The sequence below is a fragment of the Thiobacillus sp. genome (assembly GCF_024708915.1).
This window is the reverse complement of sequence record NZ_JANJXQ010000195.1, coordinates 1-21,737: the sequence shown is the minus strand read 5'-3', so window position 1 is coordinate 21,737 and position 21,737 is coordinate 1. Positions and strand designations below refer to the sequence as shown.

Below are 21,737 nucleotides of genomic sequence, written 5' to 3'. Positions count from 1 at the left end.
ATCATGATCAACGGCGAATCCTACAAATGGATCGTGGCCGAAGCGACCAAGAAGGCGCTCGGCATGGATCGCATCGAAGAGCGCATCTTCATCGTCAAGCTGGTCAACGACAAGAACGACCCCAACCGCATCGCCGGTGCCGTCGGCTTCTCGACCCGCGACCATAAGGTCGTCGTCTACAAGGCCAAGGCGATCCTGCTGGCCGCCGGTGGCTGCGTGAACATTTTCCGTCCGCGCTCCGTCGGTGAAGGTACTGGCCGTGCCTGGTACCCGGTATGGAACGCCGGTTCGACCTATGCCATGGCTGCCGAAGCCGGCGCCGAGCTGACCATGATGGAAAACCGCTTCGTGCCCGCTCGCTTCAAGGATGGCTACGGCCCGGTCGGCGCCTGGTTCCTGCTGTTCAAGGCCCAGGCCGTCAACGCCTACGGCGAAGTCTACATGCAGAAGAATAAGGAACTGCTGAACGACTACCCCCCCTACGGTCAGGCTGCCGTGCCGGCTTCGTGCCTGCGTAACCACCTGATGCTGAAGGAAATGAAGGAAGGCCGCGGCCCCATCTACATGGACACCGTGACCGCTCTCGCCAAGCTGCGCGAGACTCTGACCCCGCGCGAAGTGAAGCACCTCGAAGCCGAAGCCTGGGAAGACTTCCTCGACATGTGTGTCGGCCAGTGCGGTATCTGGGTGGGCGAAAACATCGAGCCGGAGAAGAAAAACTCCGAACTGATGCCGACCGAGCCCTACCTGCTCGGCAGCCACTCCGGCTGCTGCGGCATCTGGGTGTCGGGCCCGACCGATATCGGCGCACCGACCGACGAAGCCCACGCCGATGCGGGCAAGATCCCGGCTCACCTGCCCAAGGGCTGGAACTGGGGCTACCGCTCGATGACCACGGTCAAGGGTCTGTTCACCGCCGGCGACGGCGTGGGCGCGTCCGGCCACAAGTTCTCCTCCGGCTCCCACGCCGAAGGCCGCATGTGCGCCAAGTCCATGGTCAAGTTCTGCATCGACAACAAGGACTGGAAACCCGAACTCGACACCTCCGTCGAGCAGCTGGTGGAAGACATCTACAAGCCGGTGCGCACCTTCCTTGAGCACAAGGACTACACCACGGCGATCGACGTCAACCCCAACTACATCACGCCCAAGATGCTGCAGTTCCGTCTGCAGAAGATCATGGACGAGTATGTTGCCGGTGTCGCGACCTACTACACGACCAACGCCAACATGCTGGGTGTGGCGGAAGAAAAGCTGAACATGCTGAAGGAAGATGCAGAAAAAATGCGTGCGAAGGACCTGCACGAACTGCTGCGTGCGTGGGAAAACTACCATCGCATCCTGACGGCCGAAGCCCACATGAAGCACATCCAGTTCCGCGAAGAAAGCCGTTACCCCGGCTTCTACTACCGCATGGACAAGAACTTTGTCGATGAGGAAAACTGGCATTGCTTCGTGAACTCGGTCTACGACAAGAACTCCAAACAGTGGAACTGCTTCAAGCGTGCCCACGTGGATCTGGTCGACAAGTCCAAGCTGTTCAAGCCCGCTGCCCACTAATCCATCGGTGACGCAGTAAACTCCGGGCGCCTTCTGGGCGCCCGGTTTTTTTCCGGCAGCAATAACAGCAAGACAATCAAGGTTGTTCAGCATCCAGCCGAAAGCGCGTACCCTACGCATTCCCGGCTATATGTTGATGTTTTTGAAGTGAGGGGCCGTGCCCCGAGAGGTCGCAAAATGAACGAAGCCGAATTTAAAGACTTGATCGATGATTCCCCTTTCGCGGGCAACCCGGTCAAACCCGCCATGCTGGCGGAAAACGCCAGGCTGCAATTCCGCTGCCATCGCAACGTCAAGTGCTGGAATGCCTGCTGCAGCAACATCGACATTCCTTTGACGCCCTACGACGTGCTGCGTCTGAAAAAACGCCTGGATATGTCGTCGGGCGAATTCCTCAAGCAGTACTCGGTACCGTTCGAGATGGACAAGGACGGCATGCCAGGCATCAAGCTGAATCCGGTCGAGGGCGGTACCGCCTGCCAGTTCATGACGCCCGAAGGCTGCGGCGTCTACGAAGACCGTCCCACCGCCTGCCGCTATTACCCGGTGGCGCTGTTGACCATGCGCCGTTCGGACGAGTACGTTGACCGCAGCGCCTACGCGCTGGTGAAGGAGCCTCACTGCCTTGGCCACTTCGAGGACAAGGTCCAGACCATCGAGGAATACCGCCACGAACAGGGCGTCGACGAGTACGACCAGAAAGGGCACGCGTGGCGTCAGCTGGTGGTCAAGCGCAAATCGGCCGGCCCCGCGATCGGCAAGCCGACCCCGGTTTCCAACCAGCTCTTCTTCATGGCGAGCTACGACGTCGACCGTTTCCGTGCCTTTGTCATGAGTCCGAGCTTCAACGATACCTACAACATTCCAGTCGAGATCATGGCCACCCTGATCGCCGACGACGAGGCCCTGCTCGACTTTGGCATGAACTTCCTGCGCCACGCGCTATTCGGCGAGGAATTTGTCGAGCAGCACCCGGGGGCGTACGAAAAACGTCTGGCGCGCAAGCGCGCCCTGACCGAGCAGGCGAAAGAAGCCGAATTCCAGCAAAAGATGGCGCTCGAAGACGACAAGTATTCGGGCGAGCACTGATCCTCATGCGTGTGCTTGCACTGGTCCTGCTCGCGTTGCCGGCCCTGTTCCCCGCAGGCGCATCGGCGCAGCCCACGCTCAACAAATGTATCGACGCGCAGGGCAAGGTGACCTATTCCAACCTGCCCTGCCGCAACGCGCGGGAAGCGCGCAAAGTGGAAATCGACCCTGCACCGCTGCCCGACCCGGTGCGCGCGCAACCAGCATCGCCCATGCCCGCCCCCCCTGCCGCCTCCAAAGCGGCGAATCGCGACGCTGAGCCCGCCTCCATTCGCCTTGAAACCCGGCGGACCCTGAAGGGAAATGCCACCGGCAAACCTGCCTCGGCGCGGCAGTGCGACACACTGGCCGACAAACTCGGGCGGGTGTTCGACAAAATGGATGCGGCACGCCGTAAAGGCTACACCCAGGAACAGATGGACGCCTGGAACGCGGAAGTCAAAGAACTCGAACGCAAGAAACAGCAATCCGGCTGCTTCTGAAAAAACTTTCGCCAATGAACGCACGTACCCTCGACCCCACCCATCGTCTGATCGAAAAAGAGCCCTACTATGAAGCCGTCGGCGATGAAATCCGGCTTTTCGAGGCCGCCTACCGGCAACATATCCCGGTCTTGCTGAAAGGCCCCACCGGCTGCGGCAAGACGCGCTTCATGGAACACATGGCGTGGCGCCTCAAAAGGCCGCTGATCACGGTATCGTGCCATGACGACCTCACCGCGTCCGACCTGGTCGGCCGCTATCTGGTCAAGGGCGGCGAAACCGTATGGGTCGACGGTCCGCTCACCCGCGCGGTTCGCTGCGGCGGCATCTGCTATCTGGATGAAATCGTCGAGGCGCGCAAAGACACCATGGTGGTGATCCATCCGCTGGCCGACGATCGCCGCACCCTGCCGATGGAAAAACTCGGCCAGATCGTCGAGGCGCCGCCCGAGTTCTGCCTGGCCATTTCCTACAATCCCGGCTATCAGAGCGTGCTGAAGGATCTGAAGCAGTCAACCCGCCAGCGCTTCATCGCGCTGGAATTCGACTATCCATCGGCCGCGCTCGAACGCCGCATCGTCGCTACCGAATCCGGCGTGACCGAAGCGGTCGCCGACAATCTGGTGCGCTTCGCGCAGATGACGCGCAACCTCAAGGGCAGCGGGCTGGAGGAAGGCGCTTCGACGCGGCTGCTGGTGCACGCCGGCAAGCTGATCGCCGACGGCATCAGCCCGGTGACGGCATGCAAATCTGCGGTCGCGCAGGCGGTCACCGACGACGCCGACATGCTGAAGGCGATCCAGGAACTCTCCTCGTCGATTTTCTGAGCTGAAGCAGGCCATCCGACATGGCACAGCCGCCGCTTTCCGCCGCAGACATGGAGTCCAGCCTCCACGTCTGGCTGGAAACCGAGTTCACCTACTTCAAGGTCGAGCAACTCGCCGCCGAACTCGAACCGCTGGCACGCGACGAGCAGGACTTCATCCTCGGCTGGATCCGCCGCATCGCCTCCACCCACATCACGCTCGCCTGGCAGTTCGGCCGCCGTGCACCGGCGCTGCTGCCGCGCATGGAGCGGCGCCTGCTGGAGGCCTGGGCGGTGCACGCCTGCGACGTCTACGACCGTACCGGCCTGCAGACCGCGCTGCGGGTGATGGAGCAAGTCGACAGCTTCGATGCGGCGCAGCACCGGAACGACGCCGCCGGCGCGCTGTTCGACGAAATCGCGCCGGTGCTCGGCAATTTCGTCTGCGGCCTTTCCGGACGACGGCTGCGCATCGAGGAAGGCGATGCAGCCTGGACCGACGGCGAGCGCATCGTGCTGCCGCCATTGATCGCCGCATTGCCGAATCTGGACGATAACTTCCAGCTCGCCAAGATCACCGTCGCACTGCTGTGGGCGCAAACCCGCTTCGGCACCCTGCGCATCGACTATGCGGGCGTCGCGGCCCGCTATGCCGACCCGGAACGCGCGCTCGCCCGTCTTCACGCGCTGGAAACACTGCGGCTCACCGCTCGCATCGCGCGAGAGCTGCCCGGCCTGCACCGCCAGATGCAGCGCCTGCGCGCGCAGCTCGACCCTGAACTGCCGCCAGGCTGGCGCCGTTTCGAGGCTGCCCTGGGCTCCGGCCAGTCCACGCTGGACGACAGCCTGGTCCTGCTCGACGCCGCCTACGGCGAAGCCGAATGCCCGCAATGGAGCGATCAGGGCAGCCTGCGTCCGGAGGCGATTGCCGCCGCCCGTGCCGCCCGGCTGGACAAAGAGAAGGCGCGCCTGCGCATCAGGCTGGCCGAGCTGCTGGAAGAACACACGGCTGCGCAAACCGGCCCGCAGGCAGCGCCCGAAACGCCGCCTGCGCTGGATGCCGAACCGCGCGACGAAAACGGCCGACTCGATTTCGAGATCACCCTCGACGGCGCACCGCTGGCGCCGCCCGACGATGTCAGACAGCTGCTTACCTCGGTCTATCTCGACTTCGGCGAGATCCCTCCGGAATACCTCACCCCGGCAGGCGATGGCGAATACGACCCGAACCGCGTGTTCGACCAGCCCGAGGACCCTGATGCCGTATGGCACGGCACCTATCATGAAAAAGGCGCCGAGCTGTATCCCGAGTGGGATCACGGTCGTCAGCATTACCGCAAGAACTGGTGCGTGATGCGTGAAAAAACCGTCACCCCGGCGCACGACAGCTTCTATCGCGACACGCTCGAAAAATACGCTGGCGTGGTCAAGCACCTGCGCAGAAAATTCGAAGCGCTGCGCGACGAGAACCGCCTCGACAAGCGGCAGCCCCAGGGCGACGAAATCGACCTCGACGCGCTGATCGAAGCGCTCGCCGATGCGAAAGACGGTCGCGAAATGAGCGACCGCCTGTTCGTGCGCCTGCACCGCGCCGAGCGCAACATCGCAGTGGCCTTTCTGGTCGACATGAGCGGCTCCACCAAGGGCTGGATCAACGAGGCCGAGCGCGAGGCGCTGATCCTGCTGTGCGAGGCACTGGAACTGTTGGGCGACCGCTACGCGATTTATGGTTTTTCCGGCACCACGCGCAAACGCTGCGAGCTGTTCCGCATCAAGACTTTCGACGAACGTTATGGCGACGAGGTGAAGGCGCGCATCTCCGGCATCCGCCCGCAGGAATACACCCGCATGGGCTTCGCATTGCGCCACATGACCCGGCTGCTGAATCAGGTCGAGGCCCGCACCCGGGTGCTGATGACACTGTCGGACGGCCGCCCGGACGATTATTTCGACGTCTATCGTGGCCAGTACGGCATCGAGGACACGCGCATGGCGCTGCTCGAAGCCAGCCGCACCGGCATTCACCCCTTCTGCATCACGCTCGACCGCGACGCGCGCGACTATCTGCCCCACATGTACGGCCCAGCGCGTTACATCATTCTGGATGACGTGCGACAATTGCCCATCAAGGTCACCGACATTTACCGACGCATCACGACATGAGCCTGGACGAACTCAAGATAGGGTATTTCTACAGCAACGGCGCCTACGGCCGCACCTGGGGCGTGCGCCAGCTGGCCGAAATCGCCGCCGACGCCAAGACCGGCGAGGCGGTGGTTCGCTTCAGGGGAATCGCCGGCACCTGCCGGCGCAAGAAAGGTCATTGCAGCCCGGCGGAATTCGCCCGTTGGGCCAAGTATCAGGTTGCGCTGGTCGAAAACGACTGGAAACGGGTCGGCGGCGACGCGCCGTCTTCCACCGAATCCCCGGCCGTTTAATCGACAGCCGGCAAATCCGCGGCCGACGCGTCAGCCGCAGGCTCATCCTCGAGCGGTCTCGACTGCGTGCCCAGATAATCCATGATCGCATAGCTCAGCGCGCTGCAACCGGTGCCATCCAGCGCTGAGATCGCGAACACCGGCCCTTCCCAGCCGTAGTCCGCCACGAACTTCGCCACCACGGCCTCGCGTTCGGCCTCATCCACCATATCGAGCTTGTTCAGCACCAGCCAGCGCGGCTTGTCGTAAAGCTGCTGATCGTATTTGCGCAGCTCCTCGACGATGGCGCGCGCCTCGCGCACCGGGTCGCCGGCCTCCCAGCGCGGCGAGATATCGACCAGGTGAAGCAACAAACGGGTGCGCTGCAAATGCCGCAGGAACTGATGCCCCAGCCCGGCGCCTTCCGCCGCGCCTTCGATCAGTCCCGGGATATCGGCAATGACGAAGCTGCGTTCACTGTCCACCCGTACCACGCCCAGATTGGGCGCCAGCGTGGTGAAGGGGTAATCGGCCACCTTGGGGCGTGCCGCCGACACCGCGCGGATGAAGGTCGACTTGCCCGCGTTGGGCATGCCCAGGAGGCCGACGTCGGCCAGCACCTTCAGTTCAAGCGCCAGTTCCCATTCCTCGCCTGGCTCGCCCAAGGTGTGCTGACGCGGCGCGCGGTTGATACTCGACTTGAAATGCAGGTTGCCCAGGCCGCCCTTGCCTCCTTTTGCCAGGCAAACCTTTTGCCCGTTCTCGGCCAGATCGGCCACGACTTCACCACTATTGATGTCGGTGAACACCGTGCCTACCGGCACCCGGATGGTCAGGTCTTCACCGCCCTTGCCGTAGCATTGGGCGCCGCGTCCGCCTTCGCCATTTTGCGCCTTGAAAGTACGCTTGAAGCGAAATTCGACCAGGGTATTGATGTTGCAGTCAGCCACCGCGAACACGCTGCCGCCGCGCCCCCCGTCGCCACCATCCGGCCCGCCCTTGGGAATGTATTTCTCGCGGCGAAACGATGCACTGCCGTCGCCGCCCTTGCCGGCCAGCACCTGAATTTTCGCTTCGTCAATGAATTTCATATTGGCGTAAACCTGATTAACCCGGCACAAACAAAAAAGCCCCATCCGGCGGACAGGGCTTTTTGGCGGCCGAATCGGACTCGGCTCAAATCAACTCAAGCCGCAACCGGCTCGATGCGAACCATACGGCGGCGGGCTGCGCCCTTGATCTCGAACTTGACCGTGCCGTCCGCCTTGGCGAACAGGGTGTGGTCCTTGCCGATGCCGACGTTGTCGCCGGGATGGAACTGGGTGCCGCGCTGACGCACGATGATGTTGCCCGCCAGAACCAGTTCGCCGCCGTAGCGCTTCACGCCCAGACGTTTCGACTCCGAATCGCGGCCGTTACGTGAACTGCCGCCTGCTTTCTTGTGTGCCATGTCGTGTGCTCCTTATGCGGTGATGCCGCCGATTTGCACTTCGGTGAAGTACTGGCGATGGCCTTGGCTTTTGCGATAATGTTTGCGGCGGCGCATCTTGAAAATCTTGATCTTGTCGCCGCGCGCCTGGTTCAGCACCGTGGCCGTCACCGTGGCGCCACGCAGCATGGGCGCGCCCATTTTGATGTCGGCGCCATCGCCCACCATCAGCACCTGATCAAAGGTGATCTCGCTGCCGATCTCGGCTTCGAGCTTTTCAATTTTAAGTTTGTCACCGGCGCTCACGCGATATTGCTTGCCGCCGGTTTTGATGACTGCGTACATTGGGGGTCTCCAACCAATACGAACCCAGGAAAGCGCAAGATTCTAGCGGCGAACAAACAGTGAGTCAAACGATTTAATACAGCCGCCGCACTGATTATCTGGCCGCAGGCGATGAAAAACCGCGCCCGGACTGCTAACATCGCAGGCTTTTCCCTATACAAGCCTTTACCGTGTCCCTGGAGAGCCTGCAATCCTACCTGGCCGACGACATGCGCGCTGTCGATCAGGTCATCCGCCAAAGCCTGCATTCCGACGTAGCGCTGATCCGCCAGGTCTCGGAATACATCATCAACAGCGGCGGCAAGCGGCTGCGCCCGGCGCTGGTGCTGCTATCCGCGGGCTGCTTCAATTATTCGGGGCGCGCCAACTACGAGCTTGCCGCGGTGGTCGAGTTCATCCACACCGCCACCCTGCTGCACGACGACGTGGTCGACGAATCCGAGCTGCGGCGCGGTCGTGAAACCGCCAACGCCCTGTTCGGCAACGCCGCCAGCGTGCTGGTCGGCGACTTTCTCTATACGCGCGCCTTCCAGATGATGGTGGGGATCGACAACATGGAAGTCATGCGCATTCTGTCCGAGGCCACCAACATCATCGCCGAGGGCGAGGTACTGCAACTGCTCAACTGCCACGACCCCGACATCGACGAAGAGCACTATCTGCGCGTCATCCGCTACAAGACCGCCAAGCTGTTCGAGGCCGCGAGTCGGCTGGGCGCCGTCATCGGTGGCGGCAGCGACGCGGAAAAGGACGCGCTGGCGCGCTACGGCATGCACCTCGGCACCGCGTTCCAGCTGATCGACGACGTACTGGACTACTCCGGCGACTTCCTCAAGACCGGCAAGAACATCGGCGATGACCTCGCCGAAGGCAAGCCCACCCTGCCGCTGCTGTACGCGATGAAGCACGGCACCCCGGAACAGGCCGTCAGCATCCGCCAGGCCATCGAACACGGCGGCCTCACCGAATTCCAGAGCGTGCTCGCTGCAATCAAGGATACGCGCGCCCTGCAATACACCCGCGAAGCCGCGCAGCGGGAAGTTCAGATGGCAAATGATGCAATTTCTGCATTACCTGATTCAAAATCCAAATCAGCTTTGCTACAATTAGCGGCTTTCGCGGTTGACCGGAGTTTTTGACCGCGTTGAAAGACGTTTCCTTGAACGTTTCCCGGTAGTTCTTCAAGCAAGGGTTCAGCTCATACTGGGCCCGCCATATCTGCCTCGGGGTGTAGCTCAGCCTGGTAGAGTACTGCGTTCGGGACGCAGGAGTCGGAGGTTCGAATCCTCTCACCCCGACCATGAATTCTCCTTCATGGCAGTCGATACACGACATCATTTCTCGGTGCACGGTTCGGCTTCGTCATACCCGCGCCAATCACCACAAAAACCATGCGGATTTCAACGTGCCCAATGCCGCTAGAATGGCGCTTTTTGCACAGGAGCACGCCATGTCCGAACCCATTGTCTACGACCGCAACCCCGCTGAACTCCAACTCGAACCTGGCGAGTACTGGTGGTGTTCATGCGGCCGTTCGATGACGCAGCCGTTCTGCGACGGTTCGCATGAAGGCAGCGGTATCGAGCCGATGCCGTTCATCATCAAGGAAAAAACGACGGTATGGCTGTGCAACTGCAAGCACAGCAAGGACAAGCCGTTTTGCGACGGCGCGCACAACGAGCTGCCCGACGACATGTTCTGAGCCACATTGAACCCGCCATGACAGACGCCCCCGAAAATGTGCTCGCTTTCTGGTTCGGCGCGCCAGGCAGCGCGGCCACGGTCGCCGAACGGCAAAGCAAACTGTGGTTCGGCAAGTCGCCGGAAAATGACCAGGCGGTCATCGACCGCTTTGCCGCCACGCTGACCGCGGCCACAGCAGGCCACCTCGATCACTGGATAGACACCCCGCGTGGACGGCTGGCACTGGTGATCGTGCTCGACCAGTTTCCGCACCATATTTATCGCGATCAGCCGCAGGCTTTCGCTACCGATCCGCAATCGCTGGCACTGAGTCTTGCCGCGCTGGAATCCGGCGAGAACCGGCAGCTGGCGCCGATCGAGCGGGTGTTTCTCTATCTGCCGCTGGAGCATGCCGAGTCGCTTGCCATGCAGGAGCGGTCCGTCTTGCTGTATACGCAACTGGCGCACGAGGCGGCGGCGGACGAACGCGCGCTGTTCGACAACTTCCTCGATTACGCGCGCAAGCATCTCGATGTCGTCACGCGCTTCGGCCGTTTCCCGCATCGCAATGCGATCCTGGGCCGCCCCTCCACGCCCGACGAAGTCGAATTCCTGAAACAGCCAGGCTCGCGTTTTTAGCGGGCGGGGTAAGGGCGCAGCGGTCGGCAGGCGTTAAAATGGGCGTTTTTTGCCATTCGGCTCGTTCATGTCCCGCCAAATCCTCGTCACCTCCGCCCTGCCCTACGCCAACGGCAGCATTCACCTCGGCCACCTGGTCGAATACATCCAGACCGATATCTGGGTGCGTTTCCAGAAGATGCGCGGCCATGACTGCCGCTATATGTGCGCCGACGACACCCATGGCACCGCGATCATGCTGCGCGCGGAAAAGGAAGGCATCACCCCGGAAACGCTGATCGGCCGGGTGTGGGACGAGCACACGCGCGATTTCGCGGGCTTCCACATCGGCTTCGATCATTACTACTCGACGCATTCCGAGGAGAACCGCGAACTGGCGTCGACCATCTATCTGCGCCTGAAGGAAGCCGGCCTGATCGAAAGCAAGACGATTGCACAACTGTACGACCCGGTAAAAAACCTGTTCCTGCCGGACCGCTTCATCAAGGGCGAATGCCCGAAGTGCGGCGCGGCCGACCAGTACGGCGACAACTGCGAAGTGTGTGGTGCCACCTACAGCCCGATCGAACTGAAGAATCCGGTATCAGCGGTATCGGGTGCGACGCCGGTGCACAAGGATTCCGAGCATTACTTCTTCAGACTCGGCGCGTGCGAAGCCTTCCTGCGCGAATGGACAACCTCGGGCACCCTGCAGGCGGAAGCCGCCAACAAGATGCAGGAATGGTTCGCCTCGGGTCTGAACAACTGGGACATCAGCCGCGACGCGCCCTACTTCGGCTTCGAGATCCCCGGCGCGCCCGGCAAGTATTTCTACGTGTGGCTGGATGCGCCGGTCGGCTACATGGCGAGTTTCGCCAAATACGCCGCAGATCACGGTCTCGACTTCGACGCTTGGTGGGGCGCCGATTCCAAGACCGAGTTGGTGCATTTCATCGGCAAGGACATCCTGTATTTCCACGCCCTGTTCTGGCCGGCAATGCTGAAATATTCAGGCCACCGCCTGCCGACGGCGATCTATGCGCACGGCTTTCTGACCGTCAATGGCCAGAAGATGTCCAAATCGCGCGGCACCTTCATCACCGCGGAAAGCTATCTGGCGCAGAAGCTGAACCCAGAATGGCTGCGCTACTACTACGCGGCCAAGCTCAACGGCAGCATGGAGGACATCGACCTCAACCTCGACGATTTCGTCGCGCGGGTGAATTCGGATCTGGTCGGCAAGTTCATCAACATCGCCAGCCGCACCGCCGGTTTCATCCACAAGAACTTCGACGGCAAGCTCGCCGACGGCGTCGCCAATATCGAGCTCATCGGCGCATTTCAGGCTGCTGCCGATTCAATCGCCGCGCATTACGAGGCACGCGATTACGCCAAGGCGCTGCGCGAAATCATGGCGCTGGCCGACCGCGCCAATCAATACGTGGCCGACGAAAAGCCCTGGGAACTGGCGAAGAAGCCCGAAGCCGTCTATCGACTGCACGAGGTCTGCACCGTCGCGCTCAACTGCTTCCGCCTGCTGGCCCTGTACCTGAAACCGGTGCTGCCGAAACTCGCGGAACAGGTCGAGGCCTTCCTCGACATTCCACCGCTGGCCTGGGACGATTCCCAGAGCCTGTTCATCCGCCGCCGCATCAACCAGTACAGCCACCTGATGACCCGTATCGACCCCCAATCCATCGAAGCCATGGTAGACGCCAACAAGCAGAACCTCGAACCCACGCCCGCCCCCGCGCCGGTGCGCCACGCCGAAGCGCAGGTGCACGCCGCGCAGCCGGTCGACACCATCAGCATCGACGACTTCGCGAAAATCGACCTGCGCATCGCACGAATCGCCGACGCGGAACACGTCGAAGGCGCCGACAAGCTGCTGCGGCTGACGCTCGATCTAGGCGAGCTCGGCACCCGCCAGGTGTTTGCCGGCATCAAGTCGGCCTATGCGCCGGAAGCGCTGGTGGGGCGGCTCACCGTGATGGTCGCCAACCTCGCGCCGCGCAAGATGAAGTTCGGCATGAGCGAAGGCATGGTGCTGGCGGCCTCCTACCCTGAAGTGCATAAAGGCGACGCGCCGGGCCTGTTCATCCTGTCGCCCGACAGCGGCGCGCAGCCGGGCATGAAAGTGAAATAAACCATCATGAAAACGCTGCACCTGCGCATTCATGGCCGCGTGCAGGGTGTGTGGTATCGCGAGTCGATGCGGCGCGAGGCTGAACGGCTGAATGTGGCCGGCTGGGTACGCAACGCGCCCGATGGGTCGGTCGAAGCCGTGGTTCAGGGCAGCGCCGCAGCCGTCGGCGCGCTGATTCAATGGGCGCGCAGCGGCCCGCCATTGGCGCAGGTTGAGCGCATCGAGCTTGATGAGGCGCACGGCCGGTTCAGCGGATTCGAGAAACGGGTCGACTAGAGCGTGTTAACACTAATTTCACGCCCTGGCTCGGCGCCAGGATTGCCATCTTGCCTGGACAGGCAAAAAAATGCCCGGCTCATGAGCCGGGCTGAATATCCACCAAAGGAGGAGGATTGGAGGAGACAACACTGAAGTGCTATTGCAGCGGCCTCAGCGTTATTAGAATAATCTAATATAATTCATTGCCTGTCAACCCCCCAATGCAAAAAACATCAACCAGCGTTTCCGCGTCGCCCCGCATTCAGTAAACCACGCTCACCGCTTCGGGCTTGAGCCAGCCCTCCAGTGACTCAAGCAGCCGGTCGTCCAGGCGCACCCGCCAATCCTCGCCCAGGCGCACCCGGCAACATGCGCCGGGATTGCAATAGTCGACCCACACCGGACACCCTCCCTCCTGCGCCTTGTAGGGTGCGAGCAATTCAGCCAGTTTGCGGCCGCTCGACTGTCCGTTGCACGCCAGCCGCAGGCCCTGTGCAAAACGGGTTCGCGCACCCGCCAGATCGTAGATCCGCTCTGCCGTCACCCGCACCCCGCCCGAGTAGTCGTCGCGGCTGACCTTGCCTTCGACGATCAGTAGGGCATCGTCTTTCAGCAGATGCCGGTTCTGCTCGTACAGCTCGTTGAAGATCACCACCTCGACCTGCGCGGTCGCGTCGTCCAGCAGCAGGATCAGCATCTTGCCGCGGCGCGTCATCTGGGTGCGCAGCGAGACCGCGATACCGGCCAGCATCACCGGATCGCGCGAGGGTTCCAGGCTGTCGAGCTGCCTTTTGGCGAAGCTGGACACCTCGGCCAGATACGAGGTGAAGGGATGGCCGCTGAAGAAATAGCCGAGTGCGGATTTTTCCTGAAGCAGCTTTTCCTGCTCCGGCCACACGGGCACATCGATCAGTTCTTCGCCGCCGTCGAGCGCTTCGCCGAACAGCCCGACCTGGCCGCCGCTGCGCGCGGCGCGGTCGGCGGTTTCAAGCGCGGCCCCGACGGACGCCATCAGGCTGGCACGGTGGTCGTTGAGTCTGTCGAACGCCCCCGCCTTCACCAGCGCTTCGAGCACACGGCGGTTGAGGTAGCGCTTGTCGACCCGCCGCGTCAGGTCGAACAGGCCCGTGTAGGAACCGTTGGCTTCGCGCTCGGCGACGATGGCGCCGATTGCCGCCTCGCCGCTGCCCTTGATCGCGCCCAGGCCGTAGCGGATTTCAGTTGCGGAAACCGGCTCGAAGCGATAGCCGGACAGGTTGATATCGGGCGCCAGCATCGCCAGCCCGTTGGCACGGCAGTCCTCGTAGAACACCCGCACCTTGTCGGTGTCGGACATTTCCGACGACATTGTCGCCGCCATGAATTCGGCCGGGTAGTAAGCCTTGAGCCAGGCGGTGTGGTAGGCCACCAGCGCATAGGCCGCCGAGTGCGACTTGTTGAAGCCGTATTCGGCGAACTTCTCCATCAGGTCGAACAGGCGCTCGGCGACCTTGGTATCGGCTCCGCGCTTGGCCGCGCCTTCGAGGAAAATCGTGCGCTGCTGCGCCATTTCCTCGGGCTTCTTCTTGCCCATGGCGCGCCGCAGCATGTCGGCGGCGCCGAGGCTGTAGCCCGCCAGGATCTGCGCCACCAGCATCACCTGTTCCTGGTAGACGATGATGCCGTAGGTCGACTTCAGCACCGGCTCGAGGTCGGGATGGAAATACTCGGGTTTCTGCTTGCCCTGCTTGCGCGCGATGAAATCGTCGACCATGCCGGAGCCGAGCGGCCCCGGCCGGTTCAGCGCCATCAGCGCGATGATGTCTTCGAAGCAGTCGCCCTTCAGCTTCTTTTCCAGATCCTTGGCCGAACGCGATTCGGACTGGAACACCGCCGTGGTGTTGCCGGCGGAAAACAGCTTGTACACCGCCGGATCGTCGAGCGGCAGGTCCTCCAGACGGAAGCTTTCCCGCCCCGGGTGGCGCTGCACGAAGCGCACCGCTTCGGCGAGAATGGTCAGCGTGCGCAGGCCGAGGAAGTCGAACTTCACCAGTCCGATCGCCTCGACGTCGTCCTTGTCGAACTGCGACACCATGGCGTCCGAACCTTCGGCGCGATACAGCGGGCAGAAGTCGGTGAGCCGGCCCGGCGCGATCAGTACCCCGCCCGCGTGCATACCGACGTTGCGGGTGATGCCCTCGAGCTTTTCCGCCAGCGGCAGCAGTTCGGCAAGTTCCTCCTCGTTCTTTGCGCGCTCATCGATCTGCGGCTCTTTCTCGCGCGCCTCGGCGAGCGAAATGCCGAGTTCGTTGGGGACCAGCTTGACGAACTTGTCGACGAACAGATACGGCAGGTCGAGCACCCGGCCGACGTCGCGCAGCACCGCCTTGGCCGCCATGGTGCCGAAGGTGGCGATCTGCGACACCGCCGCGTGGCCGTACTTGTCCTTCACGTACTGGATCACGCGATCGCGCCCATCTTGGCAGAAGTCGATATCGAAGTCGGGCATCGACACCCGCTCGGGGTTGAGGAAACGCTCGAACAGCAGGTCGTAGGCGAGCGGATCGAGGTCGGTGATGCGCAGGCTGTAGGCGACCAGCGAACCCGCGCCGGAGCCGCGCCCCGGCCCCACCGGCACGTTGTTGTTCTTGGCCCAGTTGATGAAGTCGGCGACGATGAGAAAGTAGCCGGGGAAACCCATCTGGATGATCGTGCCAAGCTCGAATTCGAGCCGCTCGGTGTATTCCGGCAGTCTGGCGGCGCGCTGGGCTTCATCGGGATAAAGCTGGGCCATGCGCTCGTGCAGACCTTCGAAGGCGCGCTGCCGCATGTAGTCGTCGAGTCCCATGCCGTCGGGGGTCGGGAAATCGGGCAGCCGGCTCTTGCCGAGTTCCAGCGTGAGGTTGCAGCGCTTGGCGATTTCCACGCTGTTGGCGAGCGCCTCGGGCAGGTCGGCGAACAGTTCCGCCATCTCGTCCGGCGTCTTGAAATACTGCTCGGCGGTAAACGGCCGCGGACGGCGCGGGTCACCCAGCATCATGCCTTCGGCGATGCACACGCGCGCCTCGTGCGCCTTGAAATCGTCCGGCGCGATGAACTGGATCGGATGAGTGGCCACCGACGGCAGGTTCAGCATCGCGCCGAGGTCGAGCAGACCGTCGATCAGGCGTTCGGCATGCGGCTGGCCGAAACGCTGCAGTTCCAGGTAATAGCGTCCCGGAAACAGCGCCGCCCAGGCTTCCGCGGCGGCACGCGCGGCATCGGGCTTGTCGTCGAGTATCGCCTGCGCGACGTTACCGGCGTCGCCGCCCGACAATGCCAGCAGGCCGTCGGCATCCTCGGCCAGCCAGGCCGGGTCGATCTCGGCGCGGCCGCGGTGGAGGTTGTCCTGATAGGCGCGGCCAAGCAGTTCGCACAGGCGGCGATAGCCCGCGTGGTGCTGCGCCAGCAGCAACAGGCGCGATGGACGGTTACGGTCGGCCATGTTCGTGACCCACACGTCGCAGCCGAACACCGGCTTGATGCCGGCAGCGCGCGCGGCACGATAGAACTTCACCCAGCCGAAGGTGTTGGACAGATCGCTCACCCCGAGTGCAGGCATGGCCGTCTCGCGCGCGCGCCCGACCGCCTCGCCGATCCGCACCAGGCCATCGGTGACGGAATACTCGGTATGCAGGCGAAGATGAATGAAACGCGGATCGGTCATGGGGCGGATACGGGAACGCAGCCTGCTATTTTAACGCCGGGGGGAACGGCAAAAAAACAAAAGGCAGCCGAAGCTGCCTTTTCCAGAGACAGGTGACGGAACTCAGTTGGCGCGGCGCTTGAACTCGTTGGTGCGGGTGTCGATCTCGATCATGTCGCCGATGTCGACGAAAGCCGCGACCGGTAGTTCAAACCCGGTGGGCTTGATGCGCGCGGGCTTCATCACCTTGCCTGAGGTGTCGCCGCGCACAGCCGGCTCGGTGTATTCGACTTCGCGAATGACGGTGGTCGGCATTTCGACCGAAATGGCCTTGCCGTCGTAAAACACCACTTCCAGCGGCATGCCGTCGTCGAGGTAGTTCAGTGCGTCGCCCAGATTGTCGGCTTCGATCTCGTACTGATTGTATTCGCTGTCCATGAACACATACAGCGGGTCGGCGAAATAGGAATAGGTGCATTCCTTGCGGTCGAGGGTGACGGTGTCGAACTTGTCGTCGGCGCGGTAGACCGATTCGGTGCCGGCGCCGGTGAGCAGGTTCTTCAGTTTCATCTTGACGACGGAAGAGTTGCGGCCGGATTTCGAGAATTCGGCTTTCTGCACCACCATCGGGTCCTTGCCTATCATCACGACGTTGCCGGCGCGGAGTTCCTGTGCGATTTTCATGGATGTGCCTGTTGCGATAGCTGGTAAATTTTAGAAAACTCGCTATTTTAACTTATTTTCCACAAAGTCAACCAGCGTGTCGGTCAGGCGTCCGGCAGAGGCGAGCCGCTCGGGCCAGGCGCGTGCATGATGCTCGATCGGGTTCTGCTGCGCCCGATACGCCGTCCAGCATTGCGCCATATCCGGCGTATCGGGCTGGCCGTTCCAGCGCTGCCACAGATCCGCCACCGCCCGCGCCGCCGCAGCATCCAGCCCCGCCGTGTAACGCGCCAGCAGCGCATCCAGCTTGGCCCAGTGCGCCGCCCCGGCCTGCGGATAGGCTTGCCAGACCAATGGGCGCGCTGCCCACTGTGCCCGCACGCAGGAATCCTCGCCCCGCACAAAATTGAGGCCACATGCCCATAACAGGCGGTCGTATGTGTCCTGATCCAGAAACGGCAGGATGCGCAGCCGCAAGGCGCCACGCCGGTGTTCGTCTCCCGCCCGCAGCCCGGAAACCATCAGCCACGCCGTCAGTTGCGGGATGACCCGGCCTTCAGGCACGAGGCAGGTGACGGGACGCGTGTCGGCCGCCCAGGCGTCGAGCAGGGCAGGAAGCGCAGGGTTTTCGTAAGCGAACAGCGACACCCGCAACTCCTCAGGCTGCGGCGCACCCAACCCAAGCTGGTTCCAGAATGCGGCCGTCCCGGTGCGTACAAACGCTGCACGCCGTCCGGCCAGATCCGCCTCGGCCAGCAAACCGCCGGTGCCAGCCGTGTAGCCGGGAAAGAAAAAATATTTGGTCAACGGCAAGCGCGGATGCGGCGACGGCAAGCCATGGTGTTCCGCCACCCAGGGTTCGGCGCTCAGGTATTCGAGATTGATCCAGACCGGTGGCGGAGCCTGCAGACTCATCGCGGTTAGATAGGATTCCGGCAAGGCACAGCCGAATGCCTCGATCACCACCTGCGCCGGCTCGGCGGCGGCAAACGGCATGCGCCACGCGCAGACCGTCACGCTCTCGCAGGTTTGCCGATCCACATCCACCGCGATGGCCGGCCAGATGCGCTGAAACGCATGCAGATCGTCCACCCACAGCCGCACTGCCAGACCCTGCTCCCTGGCCAGCCCGCGCGCCAGCCGCCAGGCGATGCCGATGTCGCCATAGTTGTCGACGACGTTGCAGAAGATGTCCCAGGTGGCGCGCATGGCCCGCATCCTACCGCACCCCTCATCCCCCAAACCACGAAGGCCCGGTGCTGCGGGCCTTCGTTCAGTTTGCCTGTCCGATCGGTTTACTTGCCTGACAGGCAGGACTTCATGAAGACCTTGCGCGCATCGCCCTTCATTTGCTTGCCGGAGGCCTCGGCGTTGCAATTCTTCATGCGCTGCTGCTGGGTGATCTTTTCGCCGGATTGCGTTGCGCCGGACAAACAGGATTTCATGAAAGCCTTGTGCGCATCGCCGGCAAGGCTTTGTTTGCCTGCCTCGGCGTTGCACGACTTCATCCGCGTCTGCTGCGCCGTTTCGGCCCAGGCACCGGTGGCCAGCATGGCGCCCACCACCAAGCCGATCAAGACGGTTTTTTTCATTGCTCCCCCTTTGGTTGAATGGAAACCACAGTCTAGCCGAGCCCATTGTTTTTTCTCGGCTTTACACTTGTAAAAACTCATGCACGGTAGTAAAAAGCAAAAAGTTTGGTTTCAAGAACCGTGCAGGTTTGGCATTACCGCAGGGCATCACCGGGTAGCGCGCTTGAATTCAGACCGACGGCCAAAAAAATCATGCCGTCCAGTCATCCGCCAGTGTTTATGCCCCTACGGGGTGCAATTGCGCTTATCGCGGTTATGTTGTTCGTGTCACGCCAAGGAGGAAGTTTGAATGGCAACAGGTACTGTCAAATGGTTCAGCGATGCCAAGGGTTTTGGATTCATCACCCCCGATGACGGCGGCGAGGATGTGTTCGCACATTTCTCCGCCATCCAGTCCAATGGTTTCAAGACCCTGAAGGAAGGCCAGAAGGTCAGCTTCGAAGTCAGCCAGGGCCCCAAAGGCAAGCAGGCTTCCAATATCCAGCCGCAAGGCTGAGTTGTTCGAGCCAGAAAAAACCCCGCCGCGGCGGGGTTTTTTCTGGCTGCGCAGGCTTACATCTTCGCCACCATCGCCTCGGCAAACTGCGAGCACTTCACCTCGGTCGCGCCCTCCATCAGGCGCGCAAAATCATAGGTCACCGATTTGGCAGCAATGGCTTTTTCCATGCTGGCCACGATCAGATCGGCCGCCTCGATCCAGCCGAGGTGGCGCAGCATCATCTCGGCCGACAGGATCAGCGAACCCGGATTGACGTAATCCTTGCCGGCATACTTCGGCGCGGTACCGTGAGTCGCCTCGAACATCGCCACGGTGTCGGACAGGTTCGCCCCCGGCGCGATGCCGATGCCGCCGACTTCCGCCGCCAGCGCGTCGGATATGTAGTCGCCGTTGAGATTGAGCGTGGCGATCACGTCGTATTCGTCCGGGCGCAGCAGGATCTGCTGCAGGAAGGCGTCGGCGATGACGTCCTTGATCACGATGCCGTTGGGCAATTCCATCCACGGGCCTTCGCCGATCAGCCTGGCGCCGAATTCGCGCGCGGCGAGCTCATAGCCCCATTTCTTGAAGCCGCCTTCGGTGAACTTCATGATGTTGCCTTTGTGCACCAGGGTCACCGACTTGCGGCCGTTGTCGATCGCGTACTGGATCGCCTTGCGGATCAGGCGCTCGGAACCTTCGACCGACACCGGCTTGATGCCAATGGCCGATGATTCGGGGAAGCGGATCTTCCTGACGCCCATTTCCTTCTGCAGGAATTCGATCACTTTTTTCACTTCAGGCGAATTGGCTTCCCACTCGACGCCGGCGTAGATGTCTTCGGTGTTCTCGCGGAAGATCACCATGTCGACCTTCTCCGGCGCCTTCACTGGGCTCGGCACGCCGGCGAAGTAACGCACCGGGCGCAGACATACGTAGAGGTCGAGCATCTGGCGCAGCGCGACGTTGAGCGAGCGGATGCCGCCCGAGGTCGGTGTGGTGAGCGGGCCCTTGATCGAGATCACATAGTCCTTCACCGCCTGCACAGTCTCGTCCGGCAGCCACTGGTCGCCGCCGTAGATCTTGACCGCCTTCTCGCCGGCGAACACTTCCATCCAGGCGATCTGCCTGTTGCCGCCGTAGGCCTTGGCCACTGCCGCATCGACCACGCGGCGCATCGCCGGGGTGATGTCGACACCGGTGCCGTCGCCCTCGATGAAGGGGATGATCGGCGTGGCGGGCACGCTCAGGGTGTTGTCGGCGTTGATAGTGATTTTCTGACCGTTGGCGGGGATCTGGATGTGCTGATAAGTCATGGGTAAGGCTCGGGTAACGTTAAAATGGGCGTTTTTTTGCGAATGTATCTGTAGCGTGGCGCGATTGATCCTGTTCAACAAACCCTATGGCGTGCTGAGCCAGTTCACCCCCGAGGGGCGCTGGCAGGGTCTGCGCGATCACCTCAGCGTGCCCGGCGTGTATGCGGCCGGGCGATTGGACGCTGACAGCGAGGGGCTGCTGATTTTAACCGATGACGGGGCGCTCCAGAGCCGCATCGCCGATCCGCGCCACAAACTGCCGAAAACCTACTGGGCGCAGGTCGAGGGAACTCCCGACGATGCCGCGCTGGAGCCGCTGCGCCGCGGCGTCGACCTCGGCGATTTCGTCACCCGCCCGGCGAAGGCACGCCTCATCGACGAACCTGCCGGCCTGTGGCCGCGCACCCCGCCGATCCGCTTTCGCGCGGCCGTTCCGACAAACTGGATCGAACTCACGATCAGCGAAGGCAAAAACCGCCAGGTGCGCCGGATGACAGCGAAAATCGGCTTCCCGACGCTGCGGCTGATCCGCGCCGCCGTCGGCGAATGGACCCTGGGCGCCTTGCAGCCCGGAGAATGGATGGAACAGCATGTCTGAAACCTGGTTGCCCCACGTCGTCGCTGCCGCCATCGTCGAGCGCGACGGCACATTCCTGCTGGTGGAGGAACACACGGCCGAAGGCCTGCGCCTGAACCAGCCCGCCGGTCACTGGGAACGCGGCGAAACCCTGCTCGATGCGGTGCGCCGCGAGGCGCTGGAGGAAACCGCACATCACGTCGAGCCGCTTGCATTGCTGGGCTGCTACAGCACCTACTACCCGCGTCGCGACATCACCTATCTGCGTTTCGCCTATGTCTGCGAAACCGTCGGTTTCGACGCCGGGCGCGCGCTCGATCACGGCATCGTGCGCGCGCTGTGGCTGACGCCGGAAGAACTCGCATCCCACCCCACGCCGCACCGCAGTCAGCTGGTGATGCGCTGCATCGAGGATTACCTGGCCGGGCGGCGCTTTCCGCTCAATTTCGTGAGCCACGCATGAGCACGCGCGTCGTTGTCGGTCTCTCCGGCGGGGTCGATTCCGCCGTTGCCGCCCATCTGCTGAAGCAGCAGGGCTACGACGTGCTCGGCGTCTTCATGAAGAACTGGAACGACGACGATGGCACCGAACAGTGCACCGCCAGACAAGACTTT

At 62.4% G+C, this 21,737-nt stretch carries 22 protein-coding genes, 1 tRNA gene and 1 pseudogene; 16 read left to right on the top strand and 8 right to left on the bottom strand.

What is annotated here, in order from left to right; all coding sequences use genetic code 11:
• The 6 genes from aprA to Q0L94_RS13420 form a co-directional block, all read left to right on the top strand.
• Positions 1 to 1,560, top strand: a 1,560-nt coding sequence (aprA, locus tag Q0L94_RS13445) for an adenylyl-sulfate reductase subunit alpha (protein WP_296753979.1), incomplete at its 5' end; no start/stop codon positions are given.
• Positions 1,561 to 1,737: 177 nt separating this feature from the next.
• Positions 1,738 to 2,649, top strand: coding sequence for a YkgJ family cysteine cluster protein (locus Q0L94_RS13440; RefSeq protein WP_296753977.1), 912 nt, complete (start codon positions 1,738 to 1,740; stop codon positions 2,647 to 2,649).
• Positions 2,650 to 2,654: 5 nt separating this feature from the next.
• Complete coding sequence (locus Q0L94_RS13435; RefSeq protein ID WP_296753975.1) at positions 2,655 to 3,131, top strand: DUF4124 domain-containing protein; 477 nt, start codon at positions 2,655 to 2,657, stop codon at positions 3,129 to 3,131.
• A 14-nt stretch (positions 3,132 to 3,145) separates the two neighbouring features.
• Positions 3,146 to 3,958 (top strand): CbbQ/NirQ/NorQ/GpvN family protein, encoded by an 813-nt coding sequence (locus Q0L94_RS13430; RefSeq protein WP_296753974.1) that lies wholly within the window; start codon positions 3,146 to 3,148, stop codon positions 3,956 to 3,958.
• Positions 3,959 to 3,978: 20 nt separating this feature from the next.
• Positions 3,979 to 6,099 (top strand): nitric oxide reductase activation protein, encoded by a 2,121-nt coding sequence (locus Q0L94_RS13425; protein ID WP_296753973.1) that lies wholly within the window; start codon positions 3,979 to 3,981, stop codon positions 6,097 to 6,099.
• Positions 6,096 to 6,374, top strand: coding sequence for a hypothetical protein (locus Q0L94_RS13420; protein ID WP_296753972.1), 279 nt, complete (start codon positions 6,096 to 6,098; stop codon positions 6,372 to 6,374). The genes Q0L94_RS13425 and Q0L94_RS13420 overlap by 4 nt, the downstream gene beginning before the upstream one ends.
• On the opposite strand, the gene cgtA is transcribed toward Q0L94_RS13420, so the two are convergent.
• The 3 genes from cgtA to rplU form a co-directional block, all read right to left on the bottom strand.
• On the bottom strand, positions 6,371 to 7,444 hold the full coding sequence (gene cgtA / locus Q0L94_RS13415) for an Obg family GTPase CgtA (protein ID WP_296753970.1): 1,074 nt from the start codon (positions 7,442 to 7,444) through the stop codon (positions 6,371 to 6,373). The genes Q0L94_RS13420 and cgtA overlap by 4 nt on opposite strands.
• A gap of 95 nt (positions 7,445 to 7,539) precedes the next feature.
• Positions 7,540 to 7,803, bottom strand: a complete 264-nt coding sequence (gene rpmA / locus Q0L94_RS13410) for a 50S ribosomal protein L27 (protein WP_296753969.1) — start codon at positions 7,801 to 7,803, stop codon at positions 7,540 to 7,542.
• A gap of 12 nt (positions 7,804 to 7,815) precedes the next feature.
• On the bottom strand, positions 7,816 to 8,127 hold the full coding sequence (gene rplU, locus Q0L94_RS13405) for a 50S ribosomal protein L21 (protein WP_018078920.1): 312 nt from the start codon (positions 8,125 to 8,127) through the stop codon (positions 7,816 to 7,818).
• A 170-nt stretch (positions 8,128 to 8,297) separates the two neighbouring features.
• Between rplU and ispB the strand changes: the two genes are divergently transcribed.
• The 6 genes from ispB (at position 8,298) to Q0L94_RS13375 (ending at position 12,850) form a co-directional block, all read left to right on the top strand.
• Entirely contained in the window at positions 8,298 to 9,266 is a 969-nt protein-coding gene (gene ispB / locus Q0L94_RS13400; protein WP_296753967.1) for an octaprenyl diphosphate synthase, read from the top strand.
• 85 nt (positions 9,267 to 9,351) lie between these two features.
• Positions 9,352 to 9,428 (top strand) — tRNA-Pro (locus Q0L94_RS13395).
• Between the two features lie 149 nt (positions 9,429 to 9,577).
• A complete protein-coding gene (locus tag Q0L94_RS13390; protein ID WP_296753965.1) occupies positions 9,578 to 9,829 on the top strand; it encodes a CDGSH iron-sulfur domain-containing protein in 252 nt (83 codons plus the stop codon).
• Positions 9,830 to 9,846: 17 nt separating this feature from the next.
• Positions 9,847 to 10,449: a DUF924 family protein gene (locus Q0L94_RS13385; RefSeq protein ID WP_296753964.1), complete on the top strand. Its 603-nt coding sequence runs from the start codon at positions 9,847 to 9,849 to the stop codon at positions 10,447 to 10,449.
• A gap of 67 nt (positions 10,450 to 10,516) precedes the next feature.
• A complete protein-coding gene (gene metG / locus Q0L94_RS13380; protein WP_296753962.1) occupies positions 10,517 to 12,574 on the top strand; it encodes a methionine--tRNA ligase in 2,058 nt (685 codons plus the stop codon).
• A gap of 6 nt (positions 12,575 to 12,580) precedes the next feature.
• A complete protein-coding gene (locus Q0L94_RS13375) occupies positions 12,581 to 12,850 on the top strand; it encodes an acylphosphatase (RefSeq protein WP_296753960.1) in 270 nt (89 codons plus the stop codon).
• A 244-nt stretch (positions 12,851 to 13,094) separates the two neighbouring features.
• On the opposite strand, the gene dnaE is transcribed toward Q0L94_RS13375, so the two are convergent.
• From dnaE to Q0L94_RS13355, 4 genes are all read right to left on the bottom strand, one after another.
• A complete protein-coding gene (gene dnaE / locus Q0L94_RS13370; RefSeq protein WP_296753958.1) occupies positions 13,095 to 16,517 on the bottom strand; it encodes a DNA polymerase III subunit alpha in 3,423 nt (1,140 codons plus the stop codon).
• Between the two features lie 102 nt (positions 16,518 to 16,619).
• Positions 16,620 to 17,180, bottom strand: coding sequence for an elongation factor P (gene efp / locus Q0L94_RS13365; protein ID WP_018078926.1), 561 nt, complete (start codon positions 17,178 to 17,180; stop codon positions 16,620 to 16,622).
• Between the two features lie 42 nt (positions 17,181 to 17,222).
• Positions 17,223 to 18,368 (bottom strand): elongation factor P maturation arginine rhamnosyltransferase EarP, encoded by a 1,146-nt coding sequence (earP, locus tag Q0L94_RS13360; protein ID WP_296753955.1) that lies wholly within the window; start codon positions 18,366 to 18,368, stop codon positions 17,223 to 17,225.
• 86 nt (positions 18,369 to 18,454) lie between these two features.
• On the bottom strand, positions 18,455 to 18,751 hold the full coding sequence (locus Q0L94_RS13355; protein ID WP_296753953.1) for a PsiF family protein: 297 nt from the start codon (positions 18,749 to 18,751) through the stop codon (positions 18,455 to 18,457).
• Between the two features lie 289 nt (positions 18,752 to 19,040).
• Between Q0L94_RS13355 and Q0L94_RS13350 the strand changes: the two genes are divergently transcribed.
• A complete protein-coding gene (locus Q0L94_RS13350) occupies positions 19,041 to 19,247 on the top strand; it encodes a cold-shock protein (RefSeq protein WP_018078929.1) in 207 nt (68 codons plus the stop codon).
• Positions 19,248 to 19,303: 56 nt separating this feature from the next.
• On the opposite strand, the gene icd is transcribed toward Q0L94_RS13350, so the two are convergent.
• On the bottom strand, positions 19,304 to 20,545 hold the full coding sequence (gene icd, locus Q0L94_RS13345; RefSeq protein WP_296753950.1) for an NADP-dependent isocitrate dehydrogenase: 1,242 nt from the start codon (positions 20,543 to 20,545) through the stop codon (positions 19,304 to 19,306).
• A 55-nt stretch (positions 20,546 to 20,600) separates the two neighbouring features.
• Here icd and Q0L94_RS13340 point away from each other — a divergent pair, with 55 nt between their 5' ends.
• The 3 genes and pseudogenes from Q0L94_RS13340 to mnmA all read left to right on the top strand — a co-directional run.
• Complete coding sequence (locus Q0L94_RS13340; protein WP_296753949.1) at positions 20,601 to 21,143, top strand: pseudouridine synthase; 543 nt, start codon at positions 20,601 to 20,603, stop codon at positions 21,141 to 21,143.
• Positions 21,136 to 21,585, top strand: a complete 450-nt coding sequence (locus Q0L94_RS13335) for an NUDIX hydrolase (RefSeq protein ID WP_296753946.1) — start codon at positions 21,136 to 21,138, stop codon at positions 21,583 to 21,585. The genes Q0L94_RS13340 and Q0L94_RS13335 overlap by 8 nt, the downstream gene beginning before the upstream one ends.
• Positions 21,582 to 21,737, top strand: a pseudogene (mnmA, locus tag Q0L94_RS13330) (tRNA 2-thiouridine(34) synthase MnmA); the annotation flags it as partial. The gene Q0L94_RS13335 and the pseudogene mnmA, both read left to right, overlap by 4 nt.

Excerpts from the sequence above, each read along its gene's own strand:
- icd (WP_296753950.1), bottom strand. The coding sequence starts at position 20,545 with ATGACTTATCAGCACATCCAGATCCCCGCCAACGGTCAGAAAATCACT.
- earP (WP_296753955.1), bottom strand. The coding sequence starts at position 18,368 with ATGCGCGCCACCTGGGACATCTTCTGCAACGTCGTCGACAACTATGGC.
- Q0L94_RS13355 (WP_296753953.1), bottom strand. The coding sequence starts at position 18,751 with ATGAAAAAAACCGTCTTGATCGGCTTGGTGGTGGGCGCCATGCTGGCC.
- Q0L94_RS13390 (WP_296753965.1), top strand. The coding sequence starts at position 9,578 with ATGTCCGAACCCATTGTCTACGACCGCAACCCCGCTGAACTCCAACTC.
- dnaE (WP_296753958.1), bottom strand. The coding sequence starts at position 16,517 with ATGACCGATCCGCGTTTCATTCATCTTCGCCTGCATACCGAGTATTCC.
- Q0L94_RS13425 (WP_296753973.1), top strand. The coding sequence starts at position 3,979 with ATGGCACAGCCGCCGCTTTCCGCCGCAGACATGGAGTCCAGCCTCCAC.
- Q0L94_RS13440 (WP_296753977.1), top strand. The coding sequence starts at position 1,738 with ATGAACGAAGCCGAATTTAAAGACTTGATCGATGATTCCCCTTTCGCG.
- metG (WP_296753962.1), top strand. The coding sequence starts at position 10,517 with ATGTCCCGCCAAATCCTCGTCACCTCCGCCCTGCCCTACGCCAACGGC.
- Q0L94_RS13385 (WP_296753964.1), top strand. The coding sequence starts at position 9,847 with ATGACAGACGCCCCCGAAAATGTGCTCGCTTTCTGGTTCGGCGCGCCA.
- cgtA (WP_296753970.1), bottom strand. The coding sequence starts at position 7,444 with ATGAAATTCATTGACGAAGCGAAAATTCAGGTGCTGGCCGGCAAGGGC.
- Q0L94_RS13435 (WP_296753975.1), top strand. The coding sequence starts at position 2,655 with ATGCGTGTGCTTGCACTGGTCCTGCTCGCGTTGCCGGCCCTGTTCCCC.
- efp (WP_018078926.1), bottom strand. The coding sequence starts at position 17,180 with ATGAAAATCGCACAGGAACTCCGCGCCGGCAACGTCGTGATGATAGGC.
- Q0L94_RS13430 (WP_296753974.1), top strand. The coding sequence starts at position 3,146 with ATGAACGCACGTACCCTCGACCCCACCCATCGTCTGATCGAAAAAGAG.
- rpmA (WP_296753969.1), bottom strand. The coding sequence starts at position 7,803 with ATGGCACACAAGAAAGCAGGCGGCAGTTCACGTAACGGCCGCGATTCG.
- Q0L94_RS13420 (WP_296753972.1), top strand. The coding sequence starts at position 6,096 with ATGAGCCTGGACGAACTCAAGATAGGGTATTTCTACAGCAACGGCGCC.
- rplU (WP_018078920.1), bottom strand. The coding sequence starts at position 8,127 with ATGTACGCAGTCATCAAAACCGGCGGCAAGCAATATCGCGTGAGCGCC.
- Q0L94_RS13350 (WP_018078929.1), top strand. The coding sequence starts at position 19,041 with ATGGCAACAGGTACTGTCAAATGGTTCAGCGATGCCAAGGGTTTTGGA.
- Q0L94_RS13375 (WP_296753960.1), top strand. The coding sequence starts at position 12,581 with ATGAAAACGCTGCACCTGCGCATTCATGGCCGCGTGCAGGGTGTGTGG.
- Q0L94_RS13335 (WP_296753946.1), top strand. The coding sequence starts at position 21,136 with ATGTCTGAAACCTGGTTGCCCCACGTCGTCGCTGCCGCCATCGTCGAG.